Here is a 20,051-nt window from a genome sequence, read left to right as displayed (position 1 = left end):
GCGCCGCGCGGCCGCGTGCGGCCCGTCGCGACGCGTGTGCCGCGCCCTTCGTACGGGCGTTAAGATGCGCGTATTGCGGCGCGCGACGTGTGCCGCGTCACCGCTTGCCGACTCCGATTGCATGGACGATTCGACCGACATCCTCATTCCGCTGCTTCCGCCGTTCCTCGCGCTGCTTGGGCGGGCCGCAGATGCGCAGGCACGCGGCGAGCGTGCCGCGCACGATCAGTGGCTCGCCGCTGCCGCCCATCTGCATGCGGTCGACGCCGATGCGCTCGCGCAGCTCACGGCGACGCTCGTCGCGCGGCAGCGTACGGCCGACGCGCTCGCGCTCGCCGAATGCGCGGCGCGCGTGCGGCCGGGCGCGGCCGCGCACTTCAATCACGGCTACACGCTGCAGATGGCCGGCCGTCACGCGGACGCCGTCGCGCCTTACCGCGCGGCGCTGGCGGTCGATGCCGGCTGGCCGTCGCTGCGCAACAACCTCGCGATCGCGCTGCGGCTGTCGGGCGGCGATCGTACGGAGGAAATCGCGCTGCTCGACGCGGCCGTGAACGCCGATCCGCGCGACGTGCAGGCATGGATCAACCTCGTCGTCGCGCGGCTCGCGACGCAGGACCTCGATGGTGCGCTCGCGTGCGCCACACGGCTCGCCGACCTCGCGCCCGACAACGCGCTCGCGATGAACAACGTCGCGATGGCGATGAAGGAGGCGCAGCGCTGGGACGACGCCGAGCGTTACGCGGCGCGCGCGTGCGAACTGGCGCCCGACGATGCGTCGTTCCGTTTCAACCTCGCGATCGTCCAGCTCGTGCGCGGTAACTACGCGGCCGGCTGGCGCGGCCACGAGGCGCGCTGGGACGGCGCGGGCGAGCTGCGCGGCCGCCGGCCGGCACTGCCGGGCCCGCGCTGGCAGGGCGAGCCGCTCGCGGGCAAGACGCTGCTCGTATGGGGCGAACAGGGGCTCGGCGACGTGCTGCAGTTCTGCCGGTTCGTCACGCCGCTCGCCGAGCGCGTGCATCGCGAGGGCGGCCGGCTCGCGTGGAATACGTTCCCGCAGGTGGGCACGCTGATGCAGCGCAGCCTGGGTGCGCAGGCGGACGCGTTCGGCGCGGGCGGCGGTGTCGATGCGTTGCCTGCATTCGATTACGAAGTGCCGCTGATCGGCCTGCCGCTGATGCTCGACCTAGAAGCGTCGACGCTCGCGTCGTCGGTGCCGTACCTGCGGGCCGATCCGGATGCGCGCAATGCGTGGCGCACGCGGCTCGCGGGCGACCGCCGGCTGAAGGTCGGGCTCGTGTGGACTGGGAGCGCGGGCCACCAGCGCAACCCGTTCCGGCGCGTCGGGCTCGAGCGTTATGCCGACGCGTTCCGCGGGATCGACGGCGTCGCGTTTTATTCGCTGCAGCCGGGTGCGAACGCGGATGTCGCGGCGGCGCGCGCAGCCGGCTTCGCGATCGAGGACTTCACGGCGGAACTGAAGAGCTTCGACGATACGGCTGCGTTCATCGGCGCGCTGGATCTCGTGATCACCGTGTGCACGTCGGTCGCGCACCTGTCGGGCGCGCTCGGTGCGCGCACCTGGGTGCTGCTCGACGTGAATCCGCACTGGCCGTGGCTGCTCGAACGCAAGGACAGCCCGTGGTATCCGACCGCGACGCTGTACCGGCAGCGGACGTTCGGCGCGTGGGAACCGGCGATGGAGGAGGTGAGCCGCGATCTGCGGAGCCTGGCCGCGCAGCCAGATCAATCGGATCAATTGGCCCGGCAGGCCTGAGCGGCCGACCGCTTTGCGGTCACGGGCCGCGTCGCGCAGCGGCGGCCTCCACGCAGCGCGCGGCGGCCGCCTGGCGCGTCATGCGTGCCGGTCGTCGTCGGGCTTCGCGCCGTTGCGCCGGCGCAGCCCCGGCCCGAACGTGAAGCCGAACGCGAGCAGCACGAACGACACCGCGAGCACGATGTTGTTGCCGCTCGTCACGTACGGCGTGAAGCCGCTCGTGCCTTCGATCCGCACGTCGAGCGAGCCGATCGTGAACGGCTTCAGCTGGCCGAGCACGCGCCCGCGCGCGTCGATCGCGGCCGTCATCCCGGTGTTGGTCGAGCGCAGCATCGGCCGGCCCGTCTCGAGCGAGCGCATCCGCGCGATCTGCAGGTGCTGGTCGAGTGCGATCGTGTCGCCGAACCACGCGAGGTTCGTCACGTTGACGAGCACGCCGGGCGGCTGCGGGTTGTCGCGGATCGTCGCGGCGATTTCCTCGCCGAACAAGTCCTCGTAGCAGATGTCGGCCATCACGGGCTGGTTGTGCACGAGGAACGGCTTCTGCACGGGCGCGCCGCGCGCGAAGTCGCCGAGCGGCATCTTCATCAGGTCGACGAACCACCGGAAGCCCCACGGGATGAATTCGCCGAAGGGCACGAGGTGGTGCTTGTCGTAGTGATAGATGTCGCGCGAGTTCGGCGTCACGCCGTACAGGCTGTTCGTATAGTCGACGTAGCGGCCGTCCTCGGTCACCGACGCGCCGACCGCGCCGAACAGCACGGCGGAGCCGGTCGTGTCGCTGAACTTGCGAATCGCGACGGCGAACGGCTCGGGCAATTCCTGGATCATCACCGCGATCGCGGTCTCGGGCGTGACGATCAGGTCGGCGGGCTTCTCGACGATCATCTGCTGGTACATCTTGATCGCCGCGTCGATGCCTTCCTGCTCGAACTTGATGTCCTGCTTCACGTTGCCCTGCAGCAGCCGCACCGTGAGCGGCGCGTTCGCGGGCACGGTCCAGGTGACCTGCGACAGCCCGAGGCCGGCCGCGACGAGCGCGACGGCGACGCCGGCCGGCGCGGCGATGCGCACGCGCGGATTGCCGCCGGCGCTGCCTTCACGTGCGGGCGAAGGGCGCGCGGCGGCAAGCGCCTGCACGACCAGCGCGGCGAACAGCGCGAGCACCCATGCGATCCCGTACACGCCGACCACCGGCGCGAAGCCCGCGAACGGGCCGTCGACCTGCGGGTAGCCGCTCGCGAGCCACGGAAAGCCGGTGAACAGCGTGCCGCGCAGCCATTCGCCGAAGGCCCATGCGCTCGCGAACGCGAACGCGCCGTGCCAGGTCGGCGAGAACGGCCGCGGGTCGGGCGCGCGGCGATGCCACGCATGGCCCGCGCAGAACGACCACAGCCCGGCCGAGAACGCCGGGTACAGCGACAGGTACAGCGAGAACAGAATGAGCGCGCCGCCCGCGAGCGGCGCGGCCATCTCGCCGTACACGTGCATGCTGATGTAGAGCCACCAGATGCCGCTGATGAAGTTGCCGAAGCCGAACGCGCCGCCCGTGAGCGCGGCGCCGCGCCAGCTCGACGTGCGCGTCAGTTGCGCGAAAAACCAGACGAATACGACGAGCTGCAGCCAGCCGCCGTGCGGGGTCGGTGCGAAGCTGAGCGTATTGGCCGCGCCGGCGAGCAGCGCGGCCGGGTAGTGCCAGCGCGGCAGCGCGCGGCCGGGTGCCGGCGCGAGAAGGCCGCCAGCCGGGCGGGACAGGATCGGATCGTCCATGTGAAGCGGAAGTGGGCGAGCGGTTGAAGGAGACGCGGCTGGCGCGGGACGGTCAGTCCTCGTGCGAGGTTTCGGCGCGACGGCTGGTGTGCGGATTGCGGCGCACCAGCAGCACATGAACCTGGCGCGCATCGCCGCGCTGGATCTCGAACACGAGGTTGCCGAGCTGCAGCTTCTCGCCGCGGTGCGGCACGCGTCCGAAATGATGGGTGATCAGGCCGCCGATCGTATCGACTTCGTCGTCGGGGAAATCGGTGCCGAACGCCTCGTTGAACTGTTCGATCTCGGTGAGCGCACGCACGCGGTAGCGGCCGTCCGGCCCCGCGATGATGTTGCCGGCTTCCTCGTCGAAGTCGTATTCGTCCTCGATGTCGCCGACGATCTGTTCGAGCACATCCTCGATCGTGATCAGGCCCGCGACGCCGCCGTATTCGTCGACGACGATCGCGAGGTGGTTGCGGTTCACGCGGAAGTCGTGCAGCAGCACGTTCAGGCGCTTCGATTCGGGAATGAACACGGCCGGGCGCAGCATCCCGCGCACGTCGAACTCTTCTTCGGCGTAGAAGCGCAGCAGATCCTTCGCGAGCAGCACGCCGATCACGTTGTCGCGGTTTTCCTCGAACACCGGGTAGCGCGAGTGCGCCTTTTCGAGGACGAACGGGATGAAATCTTCGGGTTTGTCGGCGATGTTGATCGCGTCCATCTGCGCGCGCGGGACCATGATGTCGCGGGCGCACAGGTCGGATACCTGGAACACGCCTTCGATCATCGACAGCGAATCGGCGTCGATCAGGTTGCGTTCGTGGGCGTCCTGGAGGATTTCCAGCAGCTCGCCGCGGGATTCGGGCTCGGGCGAGATGAAGTCGGTCAGGCGCTCGAGGAGCGAGCGCTTTTCTTGCGGTTTGTCGGTTGGCTTACGACTGGGATACGAATCGTTCATGGTGGTGCGCCCGGGTCATGCCGGGGCGCGCTGTCACGGAGTAGGCAAGGATACACCAAGGGCACGACGCGACCGTGTCACCCCGGCCGCACGGCCAGGGTGAGCCCGCGCGGGCCCCGCTCGCGGACGGCCGCGCCGGGCGCGACAACGTCCTCGTGTCCATCCTATCTCAGAAAAGGGCGGCGGCGCACCCGCGGCAAAAAACGGGTGTGGAAAGGGCGGGCAGGCGCGACGCGGGAAGGCGACCGGCCGGCCGGTCGGTGCCGGCGGCAATCTGCCGCATGCGATCGCGCCAGGCGCGCGGCTCAGAACCGCATGCCGGCCGAGCAGCCGCCGGCTGCCCCGCCGTTGCTCGCGGCGCCGCCGCAGCCGAATATCCCGCAGCCGGACAGCGCGACGCTCGCGGCGACGAGCAGCGCGGCGAGCTTGCAGCGCGACCAGCGTGAAGGTTTCATCGGTAGCGTCCTTGTTCGAATGAGCGGGCGGCGCGGCTTCGCGTGGCGGCAAGCCGGGTGTCGCGTTGCGTCACCGGCATCGCGCGAGCAGCCCTTCCAGCGCGCGATCGGGAATGCCGCTCGCGCGCAGCGCGTCGACCGTGCGGCTTACGTAGTCGAGCGTCGTGCCGTAGCGGCCGGCCGCGCAACCGAACACTTCCTTCACGACGGGGTCGGACAGCTTGCCCGTATAGGTCGGCGCGTCGCGGCGCATCACGAACGCGAGCGCGTTCACGCGTTCGCCGTTCTCGAGCGAGCATGGCAGCCACGCGGGCCGGTACGAACCCATCGGCATCTCGCGCTTCCACAGCGTTTCGAGGTGCGGCTGCGCGGTCGGGCCCGCGAGCCGGAACGCGATGCCCGAGCACGAACCGCCGCGATCGAGCGCGAGCACGAGGCCCGGATGTTCAGGCGTGCCGCGGTTCACGCGCGACCACAGGTAGAGTCCGCGATGGTAGCCGTGCACCTTGCCGCGCACGGCGGCGACGGTCGGCAGCCCCGGGTTCCAGATCAGCGAGCCATAGCCGAACAGCCAGAGGTCCTGCCGGCCGTCCCAGTCGCGCATCGTGTGCGCGAGCGACGCCGCGAGCTCGTCTTCCGTCAGCAGCCGCCCGTCGCCGATCGACGGCGGGTAGGCGGGCGGGAGCATCGCGGCGTTGCGCATCGTGCGGCCGACTTACTGGTACGGATTCGGGAAGCCCAGCTTCGCGAGGATGTCGACTTCGAGCGCTTCCATTTCGGCCGCGTCCTCGTCGCTCGTCTCGTGGTCGTAGCCCTGCGCGTGCAGCGCGCCGTGCACCAGCAGGTGCGCGTAATGGGCCGTGAGCGGCTTGCCCTGGTCGTGCGCTTCCTTCTCGACGACCGGGCAGCACAGCACCAGGTCGCCGATCACGGTGCCGTCGGGCGCCGCGTCGTACGCGAAGGTCAGCACGTTGGTCGGGTAGTCCTTGTGGCGGTAGCCGGCGTTCAGCGTGCGGCCTTCGTTTTCGCCGACGAAGCGCACGGTGAGCTGCGCGCCGGCGAACAGCGCCGGCTCGATCCATTCGGCGATCAGCTTGCGCTTGGGCAGCGCCTTGCGCACGTCGCTCGTGATTTCGTCGCCGTACTGCACGGACAGGTCGAGTTCCGGCTCGCGCAATGCGTCTTCGATTTCATCTTCGCGCGGCGCGGGCTCGGCGCCCACGTGCAGCGTCACGCTGTCGTAGTGCTCGGGCTGCAGCGCGAGCTTCGCGCGCATCGCCGGGTCGTTGTGCTGCGCGACGATCGCGACGGCTGCTTCCCCCGAGCTGCCCGACAGGTCGAACATCAGGCTGCGGCCATCCGGGAAGTCGATTCGCAGCCCCTGCGCGTTGACGGTGCGGGCCTTGCCCTTCGCATCGAACAGCGAAAGACGGGGGGATTCGGGCGCGGCGGACTGGGCGCGCCCGGACTTGCGAGAACGGGAGGATTTCATGACGCGTGCGGCGATTGGGACGCGTTGAGGATACACCAAACGGCCGATCGCACCCGAATTCGCGCGGGTGAAAAAAAGCCCGGTGCGCCGTCTGGCGGGCCGGGCCGGGATGCCGGGGCAGCGCGCGGGCGCCGCCGGCCGGTCAGCCGTCCTGATGCTGCGCGTGGAATTCGTCGTACGCCTCGACGATGCGCGCGACGAGCGGATGGCGCACGACGTCCGCGCTCGTGAAGCGCGTGAGCGCGATGCCGCGCACGCCGCCGAGTACCTGCTGCGCCTCGACGAGGCCGCTCTTGTGGCCGCGCGGCAGGTCGACCTGGCTCGTGTCGCCGGTCACGACCGCCTTCGAGCCGAAGCCGATCCGCGTGAGGAACATCTTCATCTGCTCGGGCGTCGTGTTCTGCGCCTCGTCGAGGATGATGAACGCATGGTTCAGCGTGCGGCCGCGCATGTACGCGAGCGGCGCGATCTCGATCATCTGGCGCTCGAACATCTTCGCGGTCTTGTCGAAGCCGAGCAGGTCGTACAGCGCGTCGTACAGCGGACGCAGGTACGGGTCGACCTTCTGCGCGAGGTCGCCCGGCAGGAAGCCGAGCCGCTCGCCGGCCTCGACGGCCGGGCGCGTCAGCACGATCCGCTTGACCTGGTCGCGCTCGAGCGCGTCGACCGCGCACGCGACCGCGAGGTAGGTCTTGCCGGTGCCGGCCGGCCCGATGCCGAGCGTGACGTCGTGCGACAGGATCTGCTTCAGGTATTCGCGCTGCGCAGGCGTGCGGCCGCGCAGGTCGGCGCGCCGCGTGTAGAGCTTCGGTCCCTGCTCTTCGAGCGCCTCGTCGTCGAGCTGCACGACAGGCTCGTCGAACGGATGGTCGGGGTCGCCGCGGAAGCGCACGTCGAGCGTGTTCTCGCGGCCGTTGCCGGAGGTGTGGCGCACTTCGACCAGCGCGAGCTGGATGTCGTCGACCGACAGCGGATCGCGCGCACGGTTGTAGAAGTTGTCGAGCGCCGCGAGCGCGAGCTTGGCGCCGCGCCCGCGGATCGTGATCCGGTGGCCGCGCCGCGCGAGCGTGACGTCGAGTGCCTGTTCGATCTGCCGCAGGTTTTCGTCGAGCGGGCCGCAGAGATTGGCGAGGCGCGCGTTGTCGTCGCGCGGCGCGATGAATTCCAGGGGTTGGGCGGTCTTCAAAGTGGCGTCGGGCTCCGGTGATGCGTCGGTCAGTGGGTGGCCGCGCTCGCGTCGTCGCTGACGAGCACGAGCTCGCCGCGCAGCGAGTGCGGGTACGCATGGTTGATCTTCACGTCGATCATCTGGCCGATCAGGCGCGGGTGCGACGCGAGCGGCGCCGGGAAATTCACGACCCGGTTGTTCTCGGTGCGGCCCGCGAGTTCGTTCGGGTCCTTGCGCGACGGGCCCTCGACGAGGATCCGCTCGACCTTCCCGACCATCGACTGGCTGATGCGCGCGACGTTTTCCTCGATGGTCGCCTGCAGATGTTGCAGGCGTTTGAGCTTCACTTCGCGCGGCGTGTCGTCGTGCAGGTTCGCGGCCGGCGTGCCGGGGCGCGGGCTGTAGATGAACGAGAAGCTCGTGTCGTAGCTCATCTCGTGCACGAGCGCCATCATCTTGTCGAAATCCTCCTCGGTCTCGCCGGGGAAGCCGACGATCATGTCGGTCGACAGCGACAGGTCGGGGCGGATCGCACGCAGCTTGCGGATCACCGATTTGTACTCGAGCACCGTATAGCCGCGCTTCATCGCCATCAGGATGCGGTCGGAGCCGTGCTGGACGGGCAGGTGCAGGTGGCTCACGAGCTTCGGCACCTTCGCGTAGGTGTCGATCAGGCGCTGCGTGAATTCCTTCGGGTGCGACGTCGTGTAGCGGATCCGCTCGATGCCGGGGATGTCGGCGACGTATTCGATCAGCGTCGCGAAATCGGCGATCTCGGCCGCGCCGGCCGTCAGCGCGCCGCGATACGCGTTCACGTTCTGGCCGAGCAGCGTGACTTCGCGCACGCCCTGGTCGGCGAGGCCGGCCACTTCGGTCAGCACGTCGTCGAGCGGGCGCGACACTTCGTCGCCGCGCGTGTACGGCACCACGCAGTAGCTGCAGTACTTCGAGCAGCCTTCCATGATCGATACGAACGCGCTCGGCCCCTCGACGCGCGCGGGCGGCAGGTGGTCGAACTTCTCGATTTCGGGGAACGTGATGTCGACCTGCGCGCGGCCGCTCGCGCGGCGCGCGTCGATCATCTGCGGCAGGCGGTGCAGCGTCTGCGGGCCGAACACGAGGTCGACGTACGGCGCGCGCGACACGATCGACGCGCCTTCCTGGCTCGCGACGCAGCCGCCGACGCCGATCAGCAGGCCGGGCTTCGCTTCCTTCAGCTCGCGCACGCGGCCGAGATCGGAGAACACCTTCTCCTGCGCCTTTTCACGCACCGAGCACGTGTTGAACAGGATGATGTCCGCGTCTTCGGGCGTGTCGGTCTTCTCGAGGCCTTCGGCGGCATTGAGCACGTCCACCATCTTGTCCGAGTCGTACTCGTTCATCTGGCAGCCGAAGGTCTTTACGTAAACTTTCTTGGTCATGGGGATTCGCCGTTCGCAGTGGTTGACCTGGGGGCGTCGTCAAGAGTGAATCGGGACGGCCGTGCGCTGCACGCAGGTTGCGCGCATCAAGCATGAAAAGCCGTCGGGAAAGCCTTCCATTATAGCTTTTCACGCTGCCCCGGGCGGGCGGCGGGTTGCGGCCGCGCGACGTCGATCGCCGCGTTCCGACCCTTGAACGGCGGCGCGCTGGCTGGCCATCAGCGGCACGCGTTCAGCAGGTCGTCGAGCGCGGCTTCCTCTTGCGCGAAGCGTTCGGCGAGAAAGTCGAGCAGCACGCGTACGCGCGGCGCCATGTAGCGCTTGCTGTGGTAGATCGCATGAAGCGGCGCGTCCTGGTGCCTCCAGTCGGGCCGCAGCACGCGCAGCCGGCCCGCGCGGACGTCGTCGGCGATGTCCCACAGCGATTTCAGCGCAATGCCGTGGCCGCGCAGCGTCCATTCGCGCGTGAGGCCGCCGTCGTTGGTCTCGAACGCGGTCGCGACCGGCACCCGGTGGATCTGCACCTCGTCGCCGCGCGTGAAGTGCCAGACGCTCATCGGCCCGGACGCGATCGTGATCACGTTGCACGGAAAGCGGGCCAGATCGTGCGGGTCGGCCGGCATGCCGTGGCGCTCGACGAACGACGGCGCCGCGCACAGTACGCGCCGGTTCGTCGCGAGCCGGCGGGCGATCAGCGCGCCGTCGGGCGGCGCGGCGAAGCGGATCGCGAGGTCGATCTCGTCCTGCCACAGGTTCGACGACGAATCGGACGCCGTCAGCGAGAACGTGACGTCCGGATGGCGCGTCGTGAATTCGTCGAGCCAGTCGAGCAACTGGTTGCGGCCGAAATCGGACGTCGACGACAGCCGGACCTTGCCGCGGACGACGTTGCGGCCTTCCTGCAGCATCGCGTCCGCGTCGTCGAGCGCCTGCAGCGCCTGGCGGCAGCAGTTCAGGTACAGCCGGCCCTCGTCGGTGAGCCGCAACTGCCGCGTCGAGCGTTCGAAAAGCCGTGTAGCGGTCTTCGCCTCGAGCTTTGCGAGGCGCGCGCTCGCGGCGGCCGGCGTGAGGTTCAGCTTGCGCCCGGCCGCGGACAGGCTGCCCAGTTCCGCCGCCTCGACGAACAGCCGGATGTCGCCCAGTCGATCCATGCGATTTTCCAGAATCTTTTGAAAATGGTTCAAATGCCACGCCAATTATCAAATATAGGCGTCTTCGGGACAATGCGCGCACATCCCGCTTCTTGTGCGGTGCGGCACCGACCGGGCGCCGCGTCCGCCGCCTTCCGGAGAACGTCATGCCCATTCCGTTACTGGCGCTCGCGATCAGCGCGTTCGCCATCGGCACCACCGAATTCATCATCATGGGCCTGCTGCCCGAAGTCGCGCACGATCTCGCCGTGTCGCTGCCGTCGGCCGGCCTGCTCGTCACGGGTTACGCGCTAGGCGTCGCGGTCGGCGCGCCGCTGCTCGCGGTGCTGACGAGCCGCATGCCGCGCAAGGCCGCGCTGCAGTTGCTGATGGCGATCTTCATCGTCGGCAACGTGCTGTGCGCCACCGCGTCCGGCTACGCGATGCTGATGGTCGCGCGCGTCGTCACGTCGTTTGCGCACGGTTCGTTCTTCGGGATCGGCGCGGTGGTCGCCGCGTCGCTCGTGCCGGCCGACAAGCGGGCGAGCGCGATCGCGCTGATGTTCACGGGGCTCACGCTGTCGAATGTGCTCGGCGTGCCGTTCGGCACGTTCGTGGGCCAGTTGCTCGGCTGGCGCGCGTCGTTCTGGATCGTCGCCGCGCTCGGCGTGCTGGCGCTCGGCGGTGTCGCCGCGCTGGTGCCGAACCGCCACGACAGCGGGCCGGTCGGCCTGGGCCACGAGGTGCGCGTGCTGAAGGAGCCGCAGGTATGGCTCGCGCTGCTGATGACGGTGCTCGGCTTCGGCGGCGTGTTCGTCGTGTTCACGTATATCGCGCCGATTCTCGAGACCGTGTCGGGCTACGCGCCGCGCTCGGTCGCGCTGATCCTCGTGCTGTTCGGCGCGGGGCTGACGATCGGCAATACGATCGGGGGCAAGCTCGCCGACCGCGCGCTGATGCCGTCGCTGATCGCGATCCTCGTCGTGCTGATGGCGGTGATGGCCGTGTTCGCGAAGACGAGCCACCTGCCGGTCGCGGCCGCCGTCACCGTATTCGTGTGGGGGATCGCCGCGTTCGCGACGGTGCCGCCGCTGCAGGCGCGCGTGGTCGAGAAGGCCGCGAGCGCGCCGCATCTCGCGTCGACGCTCAATATCGGCGCGTTCAACGTCGGCAATGCGGGCGGCGCGTGGCTCGGCGGCCTCGCGCTGGAACACGGCTTCGCGCTCGATGCGCTGCCGTGGGTCGCCGTCGCGGTGACGTTCGCGGCGCTCGTCGTCACGTGGCTCGCAATGCGGCTCGACGCGCGGGCGCCGGCACGCGGTGCGGCGCCGGCGGCGTAATGAGTGGCGTAATGAGCGTCGCGATAGTGACGTGACAGCGACGCCATAGCGGCAGGAAAAGGTTCGCGAGAAACGCATTCCTCCGCGATGCTGATAACGGTGTGAAGATAACTTCGTTTGCCCGCGCAAGGTCGGGTGATAGCGTCTCGATACGCGCCGTTGCTGGCGCAACCCGATTCCGATCCCGGCTTACCCCATACGCAGGGCCGCGCAGCGGCCCGGAGGCAATGCTATGTCTTCACCCCTGGCGCTGGTGCGCGATGTGTCCTCCTTCGAGTCCGGCGATGCCGCCGACGCGCGGACGTCCGCGTCGCTCGACCTTCTCGAGCAGGTCGTCGGCGTGAACCTCGCGCGGTTGCGCGCCGAGCGGCAACTGTCGCTCGATGCGCTCGCGCGGCTGTCCGGCGTGTCGCGCGCGATGCTCGCGCAGATCGAGTCGGCGCGCAGCGTGCCGTCGATCAAGGTGCTCTGCAAGATCGCCGCGGCGCTGAAGGTGTCGGTCGCCGCATTCCTGCGCCGCCATGCGGTGAACGGTTTCGAGCACCTGGCGGCCGAGCGCGCGTCGCGCGTCGTCAGCTCGAACGGCCGTTTCTCGGCACGTGCGCTGTACCCGGAAGGCGAGCCGGCCGCGGCCGAGTTCCACGAGTTGCGGATCGCACCGCTGCATACGGAGCCCGGCACGCACCGCGCGCCCGGCACGACGGTCAACCTCGTCGTCAGCGAGGGCACGCTCGAAGTCAGCGTGCATGACCGCCGCCAGTTGCTCGCGACCGGCGACGCGATCGTGTTCGATGCCGACCAGCCGTACAGCCTGCGCAACCCGGGCGACAGCGAAGCGCGCGCGTTCCGCGTGACGGTGAGCCCCGAAGTGCCGCCGCGCTGGCTCGTGCCTGACGCGGCGCACGCGGCCGGCTGATCGTGCGGGCCGCACGGCGCGGTTGCCGTCCCCATATCGGGCGGGATCGCGGCGCGACCGTCGGCCGTTTGGACGATGCCGTTAGACGGAGTCGTCAGTAAGGTTTCAGGTGTGGTTCGCTGCGCGACGTGCGCGGCTGTTGTATGCTTGGCCCGCCGTTGATGGGCAGCCCCCATCCGGCAATCAGTGCGTCTTCAGGGCGGGGCGAGATTCCCCACCGGCGGTAGGCTGGCGTAAGCCGGCGAGCCCGCGAGCGCCCGCGCAACCGCGCGGGGTCAGCAGATCTGGTCGAATGCCAGAGCCGACGGTCACAGTCCGGATGAGAGAAGATGTGCAGATAGTCATGTCCGCCAGGGCCGCTTCGCGATGCGTGCGAAGCGGGTTGTCGTTCTGTCTGTTTGCAATGCCCTGAAACGTTTTTCGCCCAAATCGTATTTGCGAGGAGCGTTTCACATGTCCTTGATGTCCGTTTCGTCGGCACCCGCCGACGCCTTTGCCGATCTCCCGTTGCTGGATTCCGAACCGGTGCCGCCGCGCATTGCCGCTGCGCTCGAAGCGATGCGCGCAGGCCGCGCGGTCGTGCTGCAGGATGATCACGACCGCGAGAACGAGGCCGACCTGATCGTCGCCGCCGAGCGCATCACGCCCGAGACGATGGCGCTGCTGATCCGCGAGTGCAGCGGCATCGTGTGCCTGTGCCTGACCGACGACACGGTGCGCGCGCTCGAACTGCCGCCGATGGTGCAGACCAACGAGAGCCGCAACGGCACCGCGTTCACCGTCTCGATCGAGGCGCGCGAAGGCGTGCATACGGGCGTATCGGCGGCCGACCGCGTGACGACGATCCGCGCGGCGATCGCAGACAATGCGAAGCCGCACGACATCGTGCGTCCGGGCCACGTGTTTCCGTTGCGTGCGCAACCAGGCGGCGTGCTGGCGCGCCGCGGTCACACCGAAGGTACGGTCGACCTGTCGATCCTCGCGGGCCTGAAGCCGGCCGGCGTGCTGTGCGAGCTGATGAATCCGGACGGCACGATGACGCGCGGCGACGACGTCGAGCGTTTCGCGCAACAGCACGGGTTGCCGATGCTGACGATCGCGGAACTCGTCGAATTCCGCGAGGCGCTGGCGGCTGCGCGCGAGCGTTGCTGCGAACCGGCTTGAGGGTGGCATGAGCGGGCGCGTTCGCGCGCCCTTGACCTGGCGTGCGTGAACCATCACACGCCGGGTCGGCCTGACCCGGCCTGAATGAAAGTCAGGACTGCACGTCGCCGAATTCGCCGCGCATGCCGGCTTCGACGAGCGCCGGCAGTTCGTCCATCCTGCGCATGATTCGCGTGATGCCCATCGCGCGCAGCGCGTCCGCATAGTTGTCCGGGATGTGGCTCGCGCCGACGAATGCGATCGTCTTCATTCCTGCCGCGCGTGCGGCATTCAACCCCGATACGCTGTCCTCGACGACGATGCAGCGCGCCGGCGCCACGCCGAGCGTGTGCGCCGCATGCAGGTAGACGTCGGGGTAGGGCTTCGGCCGCGATACCTGCTCGGAACTGAACACGCGCTCGCCGAAGATCTCGGTGAGCGACGCGCGCTTCAGCGAGTTGCGCACGCGCACGAGCCGGCTGTTGGACACGACGGCGGCCGGCAGGCTGACCTTCAGCAGTGCGTCGCGCACGCCGGTGATCGGCGCGAGCGATTGCGCCAGCGCGATCTCGATGTTGTGCTCGACGGTCTCGATGAAGTTGGCCGGCATCTCGACCCCGAAGCGGGATTCGAGCCCCGACAGGAAACGCGACGTCTGCTGGCCGAACGCCGACTTCGCGGCGGCTTCGAAATCGATGTGCGGGAAGGTGGCGGTCAGCGTTTCAAGCAGTACGCGGTCGGCGATGACTTCGCTGTCGACGAGCACGCCGTCGCAGTCGCAGATGAGGTGATCGAGCATGATGGTGAAAAAGCGGGATATCGGCGACGCCGATCGATTCGCCATCATACGTGCTTTCGCGTGCTTGCCGCGCGACGTTTCGGCAAATTTGCCCGATGCGGCCGCGGCGTCGCAGCCCGTCGTACCGGTGTGTCGCCACCGATCGCGCGACGGCGGCGGCCCGCTTGCACGGGCCGCCATCGTTTGCGTCACATCTCGATCACGCGCCCCGTTTTCCACGACGTCATCGCGGCCTCGGCCAGCTCGAGCGCGGCGAGCCCGTCGTCGATCGTCGTCCTGACCGGCGTGCCGTCGCGCAGCGCGTCGACGAAGTGCGCGATCTCCGCCGCGTACGCATGCCGGTAGCGCTCGAGGAAGAACGGCTCCGGCACGTCCGTCGCGATGCCGCCGGCCAGCCACGCGCTCACCTCGGTCGGCCGCACGTTGCCGGCCTGCAGCATCCCGTTGCTGCCGAGCAGCTCGAAGCGCTGGTCGTAGCCGTAGGCCGCGCGGCGCGACGTGTTGATCTGGCACAGCAGCCCGCGCCGCGTGCGGATCGTCACCGCGGTCGAATCGATGTCGCCGGCATCGAGCACGGCCGGGTCGGTCAGGCAACTGCCGGTCGCGTGCAGCGTCTGCGCTTCGTCGCCGAGGATCCAGCGGAACACGTCGAAGTCGTGGATCAGCATGTCCTTGAAGATGCCGCCCGAGCTGCGGATGTAGTCGACGGGCGGCGCACCCGGGTCGCGGCTCGTGACGACCAGCATCTCCGGTGCGCCGATCTCGCCGCGCTCGACGCGTGCCTTCAGCGCGGCGAACGTCGGGTCGAAGCGGCGCTGGAAACCGATCATGCAGGTCACGCCGGTGCGCCGCACGACGTCCGCGCATTCGCGCGAGCGCTCGACGGTCAGGTCGACCGGCTTCTCGCAGAACACGGCCTTGCCTGCGTTCGCCGCCGCGACGATCAGGTCCGCATGCGTGTCGGTGCTCGACGCGATCACGACCGCCTGCACGGCCGCGTCGCCGAGCGCGCGCTCGATGTCGGTGACTTGCGCGCCGTGCGCGTGTGCAAGCGCTTCGGCCGACGGCGCTTGCCGGTCGATCACGTACTTCAGCTTCGCGCCCGGGTGGCGCGCCAGATTCGCCGCATGGATCTTGCCGATTCTTCCCGCGCCGAACAAAGCGAATTCGATCATCCTGTTTTCCTCTTCCGTTGAGTCCGTTGTCTTCCTGTCGGGCGTGCGCATATCGAGTGCTTTGCCGCACGCTTCGTCACGTTCACTAGTCGTCACGCCGGCCGTGCACGGCAGCGACGCTCAGCAATCCGCCAGTTCGCGCCGCACGTAGTCGATGCTCGCGCGCAGCCGGTCTTCGATGTCGTCGGCCTCGGCGATTTCGTTCGCGAACGGCTCGAACGAGAATGCGCCGCGGTAGCCGCGCGCGAGCAGTTCGCGCAACTGCCGGATGTTGCCGAGCCGGTCGGCGCCGCCGACCAGCACGCGATGGCCGTCGCGCATCCGGTCGACCGGCAGGTCGTCTTCGTCTACGCCCGAGATGTGCACGAGGCCCGTCAGGTTCGGGAAGAAGATGTCCTCGCCCGACAGGTGATGGTGGAACGTGTCGTGTACGAGCCGGAAAACCTGTTCGCCGGCCGCGTCGTAGATCCCTTTCACCGCATCCGACTTGCGGCGCAGCGCGCATTCCTCGAAACCGAGCGGCTCGATGAAGCCGAGCAGGCCGCGCGCTTCGAGGATCGGCCTGAGCGCCTTCAGCGCCTTCACGAGATCCGCATGGCGCACGTCCGCGCCGCGTGCGTCGCCGCGGCTGTTGGTCGGGCACAGCACCAGCGCGCGTGCGCCGCATTGCGCCGCGTAGTCGGCCAGCACGGTCGCTTCGTCCGCGCGCTCGGCGTTCCATTGCTCGAAGCGCTGCAGCGCGTTGATCGTCAGGATCGTCACGCCGCCGGCTTCGGCCGTCGCGCGCACGGCGGCGGCCGGCGTGCCGTCGGCGATCTCGACGCCGTCGAGGTCGTTGCGGATCTCGATCGTGTCGATGCCGAGGCGCCGGCACAGCGCGACATAGCGGTCGAGCGGCAGGCGCGGCGCGCTCATCCGGTTCAGCGAAAAGTGGAATGCTTGCGTCATCGTTCTGTCCTTGCGTGTCGAGTGGGGGCGGGGTGCGAATCAGGTGCCGGTGCGAGCGATGCCGCCGCCCGGCAGGTTTGCCGGCGGCGCGGCGAGTGCGTGCCACGTGTCGCGCAGCCAGTGTGCGCACGCGACGTTGTTGTCGAAGATCGAATAGCGTGCGCCGCCGCCGTAATCGGGAAACGGGATGAACTCGCAACTGATCTGTTCGAGCCGATTCGGCCGCGCGTGAACCTGCGATTGCAGCAACTGGCGCAGTGCGGCCTTCCACGTGTCGAGCGCCGCTGCGTGCCATTCGCCGTGCCAGGCGCCCGGTGCCGGCGCGACGAACGGATACTGGATGCCGCGGCCGGGCCTGCCGTCCGCGCGGCGCATCCAGCGGTTCTCGGGATTGTTCGGAATCACGCTGCGCGCATGCGCATGCCGGACCCAGCCGCGCGCGATCCAGTCGGCGTAGAAGGTTTCAGGCGACGCAGGGTCGAGCATCAGGCTGCCGTTGTCGGTCGATTCGCGAATGCCCGATGCGTCGAGTTCGGCGCGATTGCCGATCTTGAACAGCAGGTGCGAATGATCGAGCGTGATCCGGAACGGCGCACCGGCCTGCTCGACATGCTGCGCGACACGTGCGACGCGCGCGAAATCCTCGCTCCACATGTCGACGTGCACTTCGAGGCTCGGCAGGCAGCCGACCGGCTCGCCGCGTTCGTACATGCGCAGGTAGAAATCGGCGACTTCGCGGTCCGACAGCGGATGGCCGTCCGCGTGATGTGCGTAGAGCTGGCAGTTGAGCACCGTGCTGCCGAACCGCGCGCCGGCATCGATGATTTCGGCGACATGCGGTTCGTCATGGCCAGCACGCCAGATGCCGCCGATCACGCGAATCGGCAGCGCGTGGCGTTCGACCAGCGCGAAATACGGCGACAGATCCTCGCCGCGCTCCGGGTTCTTTTCGATGTAGTCGAACACGCCGGCGTCGGCGACCATCCGGAAGCGTTCGGCCGGCGCGGGCACCGGCAGGCCGTCGTGTTCGAGCACGCCGTCGAGGTTCACGCCGATGAGGATCGGTTCAGCCATCGTCTCCTGTCCGTTGTTGTCGTGGGGATGGCTGCTCAATGTACGGACGCGTCGCGCGGGCTGCATGACGAACGTTGACGAAAAATCGCCAATGCGACGGTCGATTTTTCCGCCTCGCGCGTGCGGCATGAGGCGCGGCGACATTCAGGGCTGCAGGTAGGCGCTCGTCCTCACGTTCGCCGCACAGAACACCCGGAATTCGACCGGGTCGCCGGGCGGCGGCTGTTCGACGATCCCGCACGCATGCAGCACGTGCTGCAGCGCGGAAATCGCCTGTCCGTCCGGATCCTGGTCGATCGCGAGATCCATCGCGCCGGCCTCGATGAAGCTGCGGTGCTCGTCGAGCATCTCGTGCCCGATCCAGACGATACGCCCGGCCGCGCCGGCCTTGCGCAGCGCCGCTTCGATGCCGGCCGAGCCGGCGCCGCTGTTGTAGATCGCGACCACGTCGTCGTGCGCCTGCAGTGCCTTCGTCACCGCGCGGTAGCAGCGGTCGTCCTGGTCGAGCGTCTCGACCGGTTCGGCGTCGCAGCGCAGCGCGGCGAACGCGTCGGCGAGCTGGTCGCGGCAGCCGGCCATCCGGTCGGCGTGCGCGCGGTAGCCCATGCGGCCGCCGAGCAGCAGCACGCGGCCGGGGCGTGCCGCCAGGCGGCCGACGTAGTAGCCGGCCGTGCGTCCGGCGCGGTAGTTGTCGATGCCTGCGTAGTGCACGCGGTCGATGCCGCCGATGTCGGTGACCATCGTGACGACGGTCTCGCCGCGCGCGATCGCGCCGGCCAGCGCGTCGCGCACGCGGGCCGTGTCGCGTGCCGTGACGATCAGCGCCGCGCGCCGGTATGCGGGCCGTTCGATCAGCGTGGCGGCGCGTTCGTCGTCCGCCGCGGGCAGGATCGTCCGGTGCACGACCACGCGCCGGTCGAGCATCTGCAGCGAGCGCTGCAGCGCCTGCTGCAGCCGCCGGAAGAACGGCGCGTCGGTGTCCGGCAGCAGCACGTCGACGTGGATCAGCCCGTGCCGCGTGTCGGGCAGCTGACGCGGCACGCCGAGCTGCCGCGCCGCCGCGACCACGCGTTCGCGCGCCTGCGCCGAGACGCTGCCGCGCTCGTTCAGCACGCGGTCGACGGTGGTCGTGCTGACGCCGGCGAGCGCCGCGATCTCGTCGAAGCGCGCGGTGCGCTTGCGCCAGCGCGGCCCGGATTCACCTGCCATGGTCGTCTCCATCGTCGTGGTCGCCATCATCGGGTGCGTGGCGCTGTCGGGAACGCTAAAACGATGGCGAAATTTCGTCAACGTTTCGATTGAGCGGGGGCGGCGGGGCGCCTAATTTTGATTCCATGCCGAAGCGCTTGCCGCGCTTCCCGCGCACAAGCAAACCAGGAGACACGAGTGGCCCATACCGACGACCAGGCGCACGATCGCACGGCGGCGCGCCGTCAGGAATACCGAATGATCGGCGGCGCCGGCGAGCGTGCGTGCGCGGCGGGGCTCGTCAATGCCGAGTGGTACCGGTGCGCGGTGCCGCGACCGCTGATGAAGCAGCTGATGCAGCGCGGCGACGCGCGTGCGATCCGCGACACGCTGATCTGGTACGCGGCGATCGCGGCCAGCGGCGCGCTCGCGTGGCTTGCGTGGCGCGCGCATTCGGCGTGGGCCATTCCCGCGTTCTTCGTGTACGGCACGCTCTACTGCAGCCCGGCCGACTCGCGCTGGCACGAATGCGGGCACGGCACCGCGTTCCGCACGCGCTGGATGAACGACGCGCTGTACCAGGTCGCGTCGTTCCAGGTGTTCCGCCGCGCGACGGCGTGGCGCTGGAGCCATGCGCGCCATCACACCGACACGCTGGTCGTCGGGCGCGATCCGGAAATCGCCGCGCCGAAGCCGACCGACTGGCTCGCGCTCGCGCTGAACGTCGTCGCGCTGAAGCATGTGGCCGGCGAGCTGCGCAAGATGATCGCGGCCGCGTTCACCGGCCGGCTCGACGACGACGAGCGCACCTACGTGCCCGAATCGGAATGGCCGAAGGTCGTGCGCGAGTCGCGCATCCATCTGGCGGTCTATGCGCTCGTGGCCGGTGCGTCGCTGTACCGGCACACGCTCCTGCCGCTGCTCTACATCGGGCTGCCGAGCCTCTACGGCGCGTGGCTGTACGTGTACTTCGGCCTCACGCAGCACGCGGGCATGCCCGAGAACGTGCTCGATCACCGGCGTAATTGCCGCACCGTGATGATGAATCCCGTGTTCCGCTTCCTGTACTGGAACATGAACTACCACGTCGAGCACCACATGTTCCCGATGGTGCCGTTCCACGCGCTGCCGAAACTGCACGAAGCCGTCAGGGCCGACATGCCGCCGCCGTACCGCAGCACGCTCGCCGCGTATGCGGAGATCGTGCCGGCGCTGGTCCGGCAGACGCGCGACCCGTCCCATCACGTCGTGCGGCCCGTGCCGGACACGACGCGCGCGTGACCGCCATCGAACCACCCAATCACGGAGACACGCA

Annotated in this window: 18 protein-coding genes and 1 riboswitch; of the genes, 5 read left to right on the top strand and 13 right to left on the bottom strand. The window is 69.0% G+C overall.

What is annotated here, in order from left to right; translation table 11 throughout:
- Nucleotides 1-121: 121 nt before the first annotated feature.
- Nucleotides 122-1,777 carry a tetratricopeptide repeat protein gene (locus tag ABD05_RS03520; RefSeq protein ID WP_047898976.1) on the top strand — a complete coding sequence of 552 codons (1,656 nt, stop codon included), beginning with the start codon at nt 122-124 and terminating at the stop codon, nt 1,775-1,777.
- A 78-nt stretch (nt 1,778-1,855) separates the two neighbouring features.
- Here ABD05_RS03520 and lnt read toward each other — a convergent pair whose 3' ends face one another.
- From lnt to ABD05_RS03485, 8 genes are all read right to left on the bottom strand, one after another.
- The gene (gene lnt, locus ABD05_RS03515) at nt 1,856-3,547 is read right to left on the bottom strand and encodes an apolipoprotein N-acyltransferase (protein ID WP_047898975.1); all 1,692 of its coding nucleotides are present in this window, start codon (nt 3,545-3,547) and stop codon (nt 1,856-1,858) included.
- Between the two features lie 52 nt (nt 3,548-3,599).
- Nucleotides 3,600-4,487 (bottom strand): HlyC/CorC family transporter, encoded by an 888-nt coding sequence (locus tag ABD05_RS03510; protein WP_047898974.1) that lies wholly within the window; start codon nt 4,485-4,487, stop codon nt 3,600-3,602.
- Nucleotides 4,488-4,792: 305 nt separating this feature from the next.
- Nucleotides 4,793-4,942 carry a hypothetical protein gene (locus tag ABD05_RS38555; protein ID WP_167347841.1) on the bottom strand — a complete coding sequence of 50 codons (150 nt, stop codon included), beginning with the start codon at nt 4,940-4,942 and terminating at the stop codon, nt 4,793-4,795.
- Between the two features lie 70 nt (nt 4,943-5,012).
- Nucleotides 5,013-5,645 (bottom strand): gamma-glutamylcyclotransferase, encoded by a 633-nt coding sequence (locus ABD05_RS03505; protein WP_047898973.1) that lies wholly within the window; start codon nt 5,643-5,645, stop codon nt 5,013-5,015.
- 12 nt (nt 5,646-5,657) lie between these two features.
- A complete protein-coding gene (gene ybeY, locus ABD05_RS03500; protein ID WP_047898972.1) occupies nt 5,658-6,434 on the bottom strand; it encodes an rRNA maturation RNase YbeY in 777 nt (258 codons plus the stop codon).
- 142 nt (nt 6,435-6,576) lie between these two features.
- On the bottom strand, nt 6,577-7,620 hold the full coding sequence (locus ABD05_RS03495) for a PhoH family protein (protein WP_047898971.1): 1,044 nt from the start codon (nt 7,618-7,620) through the stop codon (nt 6,577-6,579).
- Nucleotides 7,621-7,649: 29 nt separating this feature from the next.
- Nucleotides 7,650-9,023: a tRNA (N6-isopentenyl adenosine(37)-C2)-methylthiotransferase MiaB gene (miaB, locus tag ABD05_RS03490; RefSeq protein ID WP_047898970.1), complete on the bottom strand. Its 1,374-nt coding sequence runs from the start codon at nt 9,021-9,023 to the stop codon at nt 7,650-7,652.
- A 218-nt stretch (nt 9,024-9,241) separates the two neighbouring features.
- A complete protein-coding gene (locus tag ABD05_RS03485) occupies nt 9,242-10,174 on the bottom strand; it encodes a LysR family transcriptional regulator (RefSeq protein ID WP_047898969.1) in 933 nt (310 codons plus the stop codon).
- Between the two features lie 146 nt (nt 10,175-10,320).
- On the opposite strand from ABD05_RS03485, the gene ABD05_RS03480 reads away from it, so the two are divergent.
- The 3 genes from ABD05_RS03480 to ribB all read left to right on the top strand — a co-directional run bounded on the left by ABD05_RS03480 (nt 10,321) and on the right by ribB (nt 13,573).
- Nucleotides 10,321-11,493, top strand: a complete 1,173-nt coding sequence (locus ABD05_RS03480; protein WP_047901057.1) for an MFS transporter — start codon at nt 10,321-10,323, stop codon at nt 11,491-11,493.
- Nucleotides 11,494-11,725: 232 nt separating this feature from the next.
- Nucleotides 11,726-12,409 (top strand): helix-turn-helix domain-containing protein, encoded by a 684-nt coding sequence (locus tag ABD05_RS03475; protein WP_047898968.1) that lies wholly within the window; start codon nt 11,726-11,728, stop codon nt 12,407-12,409.
- Between the two features lie 186 nt (nt 12,410-12,595).
- Nucleotides 12,596-12,744: riboswitch (FMN riboswitch) on the top strand.
- A 118-nt stretch (nt 12,745-12,862) separates the two neighbouring features.
- On the top strand, nt 12,863-13,573 hold the full coding sequence (ribB, locus tag ABD05_RS03470) for a 3,4-dihydroxy-2-butanone-4-phosphate synthase (protein WP_047898967.1): 711 nt from the start codon (nt 12,863-12,865) through the stop codon (nt 13,571-13,573).
- A gap of 91 nt (nt 13,574-13,664) precedes the next feature.
- Here the strand turns inward: ribB and ABD05_RS03465 are convergent, their stop codons facing one another.
- From ABD05_RS03465 to ABD05_RS03445, 5 genes are all read right to left on the bottom strand, one after another.
- Entirely contained in the window at nt 13,665-14,351 is a 687-nt protein-coding gene (locus ABD05_RS03465; protein ID WP_047901056.1) for an HAD family hydrolase, read from the bottom strand.
- A 188-nt stretch (nt 14,352-14,539) separates the two neighbouring features.
- Nucleotides 14,540-15,526, bottom strand: coding sequence for an inositol 2-dehydrogenase (gene iolG, locus ABD05_RS03460; protein WP_047898966.1), 987 nt, complete (start codon nt 15,524-15,526; stop codon nt 14,540-14,542).
- Between the two features lie 120 nt (nt 15,527-15,646).
- Nucleotides 15,647-16,474 (bottom strand): TIM barrel protein, encoded by an 828-nt coding sequence (locus ABD05_RS03455; RefSeq protein ID WP_047898965.1) that lies wholly within the window; start codon nt 16,472-16,474, stop codon nt 15,647-15,649.
- A gap of 39 nt (nt 16,475-16,513) precedes the next feature.
- Nucleotides 16,514-17,548, bottom strand: coding sequence for a hypothetical protein (locus tag ABD05_RS03450; protein WP_047898964.1), 1,035 nt, complete (start codon nt 17,546-17,548; stop codon nt 16,514-16,516).
- A 144-nt stretch (nt 17,549-17,692) separates the two neighbouring features.
- Nucleotides 17,693-18,757 (bottom strand): LacI family DNA-binding transcriptional regulator, encoded by a 1,065-nt coding sequence (locus ABD05_RS03445; RefSeq protein WP_047901055.1) that lies wholly within the window; start codon nt 18,755-18,757, stop codon nt 17,693-17,695.
- A gap of 177 nt (nt 18,758-18,934) precedes the next feature.
- On the opposite strand from ABD05_RS03445, the gene ABD05_RS03440 reads away from it, so the two are divergent.
- On the top strand, nt 18,935-20,017 hold the full coding sequence (locus ABD05_RS03440) for a fatty acid desaturase family protein (RefSeq protein ID WP_047898963.1): 1,083 nt from the start codon (nt 18,935-18,937) through the stop codon (nt 20,015-20,017).
- Nucleotides 20,018-20,051: the final 34 nt, after the last annotated feature.

Origin of the sequence: Burkholderia pyrrocinia, assembly GCF_001028665.1 — a bacterium.
Lineage (GTDB): Bacteria > Pseudomonadota > Gammaproteobacteria > Burkholderiales > Burkholderiaceae > Burkholderia > Burkholderia pyrrocinia.
The sequence above is the reverse complement of the archived record's forward strand: the minus strand, read 5'-3'. Positions and strand labels throughout refer to the sequence as shown.

Bases quoted from the DNA above. Each gene is read 5' to 3' on its own strand.
- ABD05_RS03520 (WP_047898976.1), top strand. From the start codon at position 122: ATGGACGATTCGACCGACATCCTCATTCCGCTGCTTCCGCCGTTCCTC.
- lnt (WP_047898975.1), bottom strand. From the start codon at position 3,547: ATGGACGATCCGATCCTGTCCCGCCCGGCTGGCGGCCTTCTCGCGCCG.
- ABD05_RS03510 (WP_047898974.1), bottom strand. From the start codon at position 4,487: ATGAACGATTCGTATCCCAGTCGTAAGCCAACCGACAAACCGCAAGAA.
- ABD05_RS38555 (WP_167347841.1), bottom strand. From the start codon at position 4,942: ATGAAACCTTCACGCTGGTCGCGCTGCAAGCTCGCCGCGCTGCTCGTC.
- ABD05_RS03505 (WP_047898973.1), bottom strand. From the start codon at position 5,645: ATGCGCAACGCCGCGATGCTCCCGCCCGCCTACCCGCCGTCGATCGGC.
- ybeY (WP_047898972.1), bottom strand. From the start codon at position 6,434: ATGAAATCCTCCCGTTCTCGCAAGTCCGGGCGCGCCCAGTCCGCCGCG.
- miaB (WP_047898970.1), bottom strand. From the start codon at position 9,023: ATGACCAAGAAAGTTTACGTAAAGACCTTCGGCTGCCAGATGAACGAG.
- ABD05_RS03485 (WP_047898969.1), bottom strand. From the start codon at position 10,174: ATGGATCGACTGGGCGACATCCGGCTGTTCGTCGAGGCGGCGGAACTG.
- ABD05_RS03480 (WP_047901057.1), top strand. From the start codon at position 10,321: ATGCCCATTCCGTTACTGGCGCTCGCGATCAGCGCGTTCGCCATCGGC.
- ABD05_RS03475 (WP_047898968.1), top strand. From the start codon at position 11,726: ATGTCTTCACCCCTGGCGCTGGTGCGCGATGTGTCCTCCTTCGAGTCC.
- ribB (WP_047898967.1), top strand. From the start codon at position 12,863: ATGTCCTTGATGTCCGTTTCGTCGGCACCCGCCGACGCCTTTGCCGAT.
- ABD05_RS03465 (WP_047901056.1), bottom strand. From the start codon at position 14,351: ATGCTCGATCACCTCATCTGCGACTGCGACGGCGTGCTCGTCGACAGC.
- iolG (WP_047898966.1), bottom strand. From the start codon at position 15,526: ATGATCGAATTCGCTTTGTTCGGCGCGGGAAGAATCGGCAAGATCCAT.
- ABD05_RS03455 (WP_047898965.1), bottom strand. From the start codon at position 16,474: ATGACGCAAGCATTCCACTTTTCGCTGAACCGGATGAGCGCGCCGCGC.
- ABD05_RS03450 (WP_047898964.1), bottom strand. From the start codon at position 17,548: ATGGCTGAACCGATCCTCATCGGCGTGAACCTCGACGGCGTGCTCGAA.
- ABD05_RS03445 (WP_047901055.1), bottom strand. From the start codon at position 18,757: ATGGCAGGTGAATCCGGGCCGCGCTGGCGCAAGCGCACCGCGCGCTTC.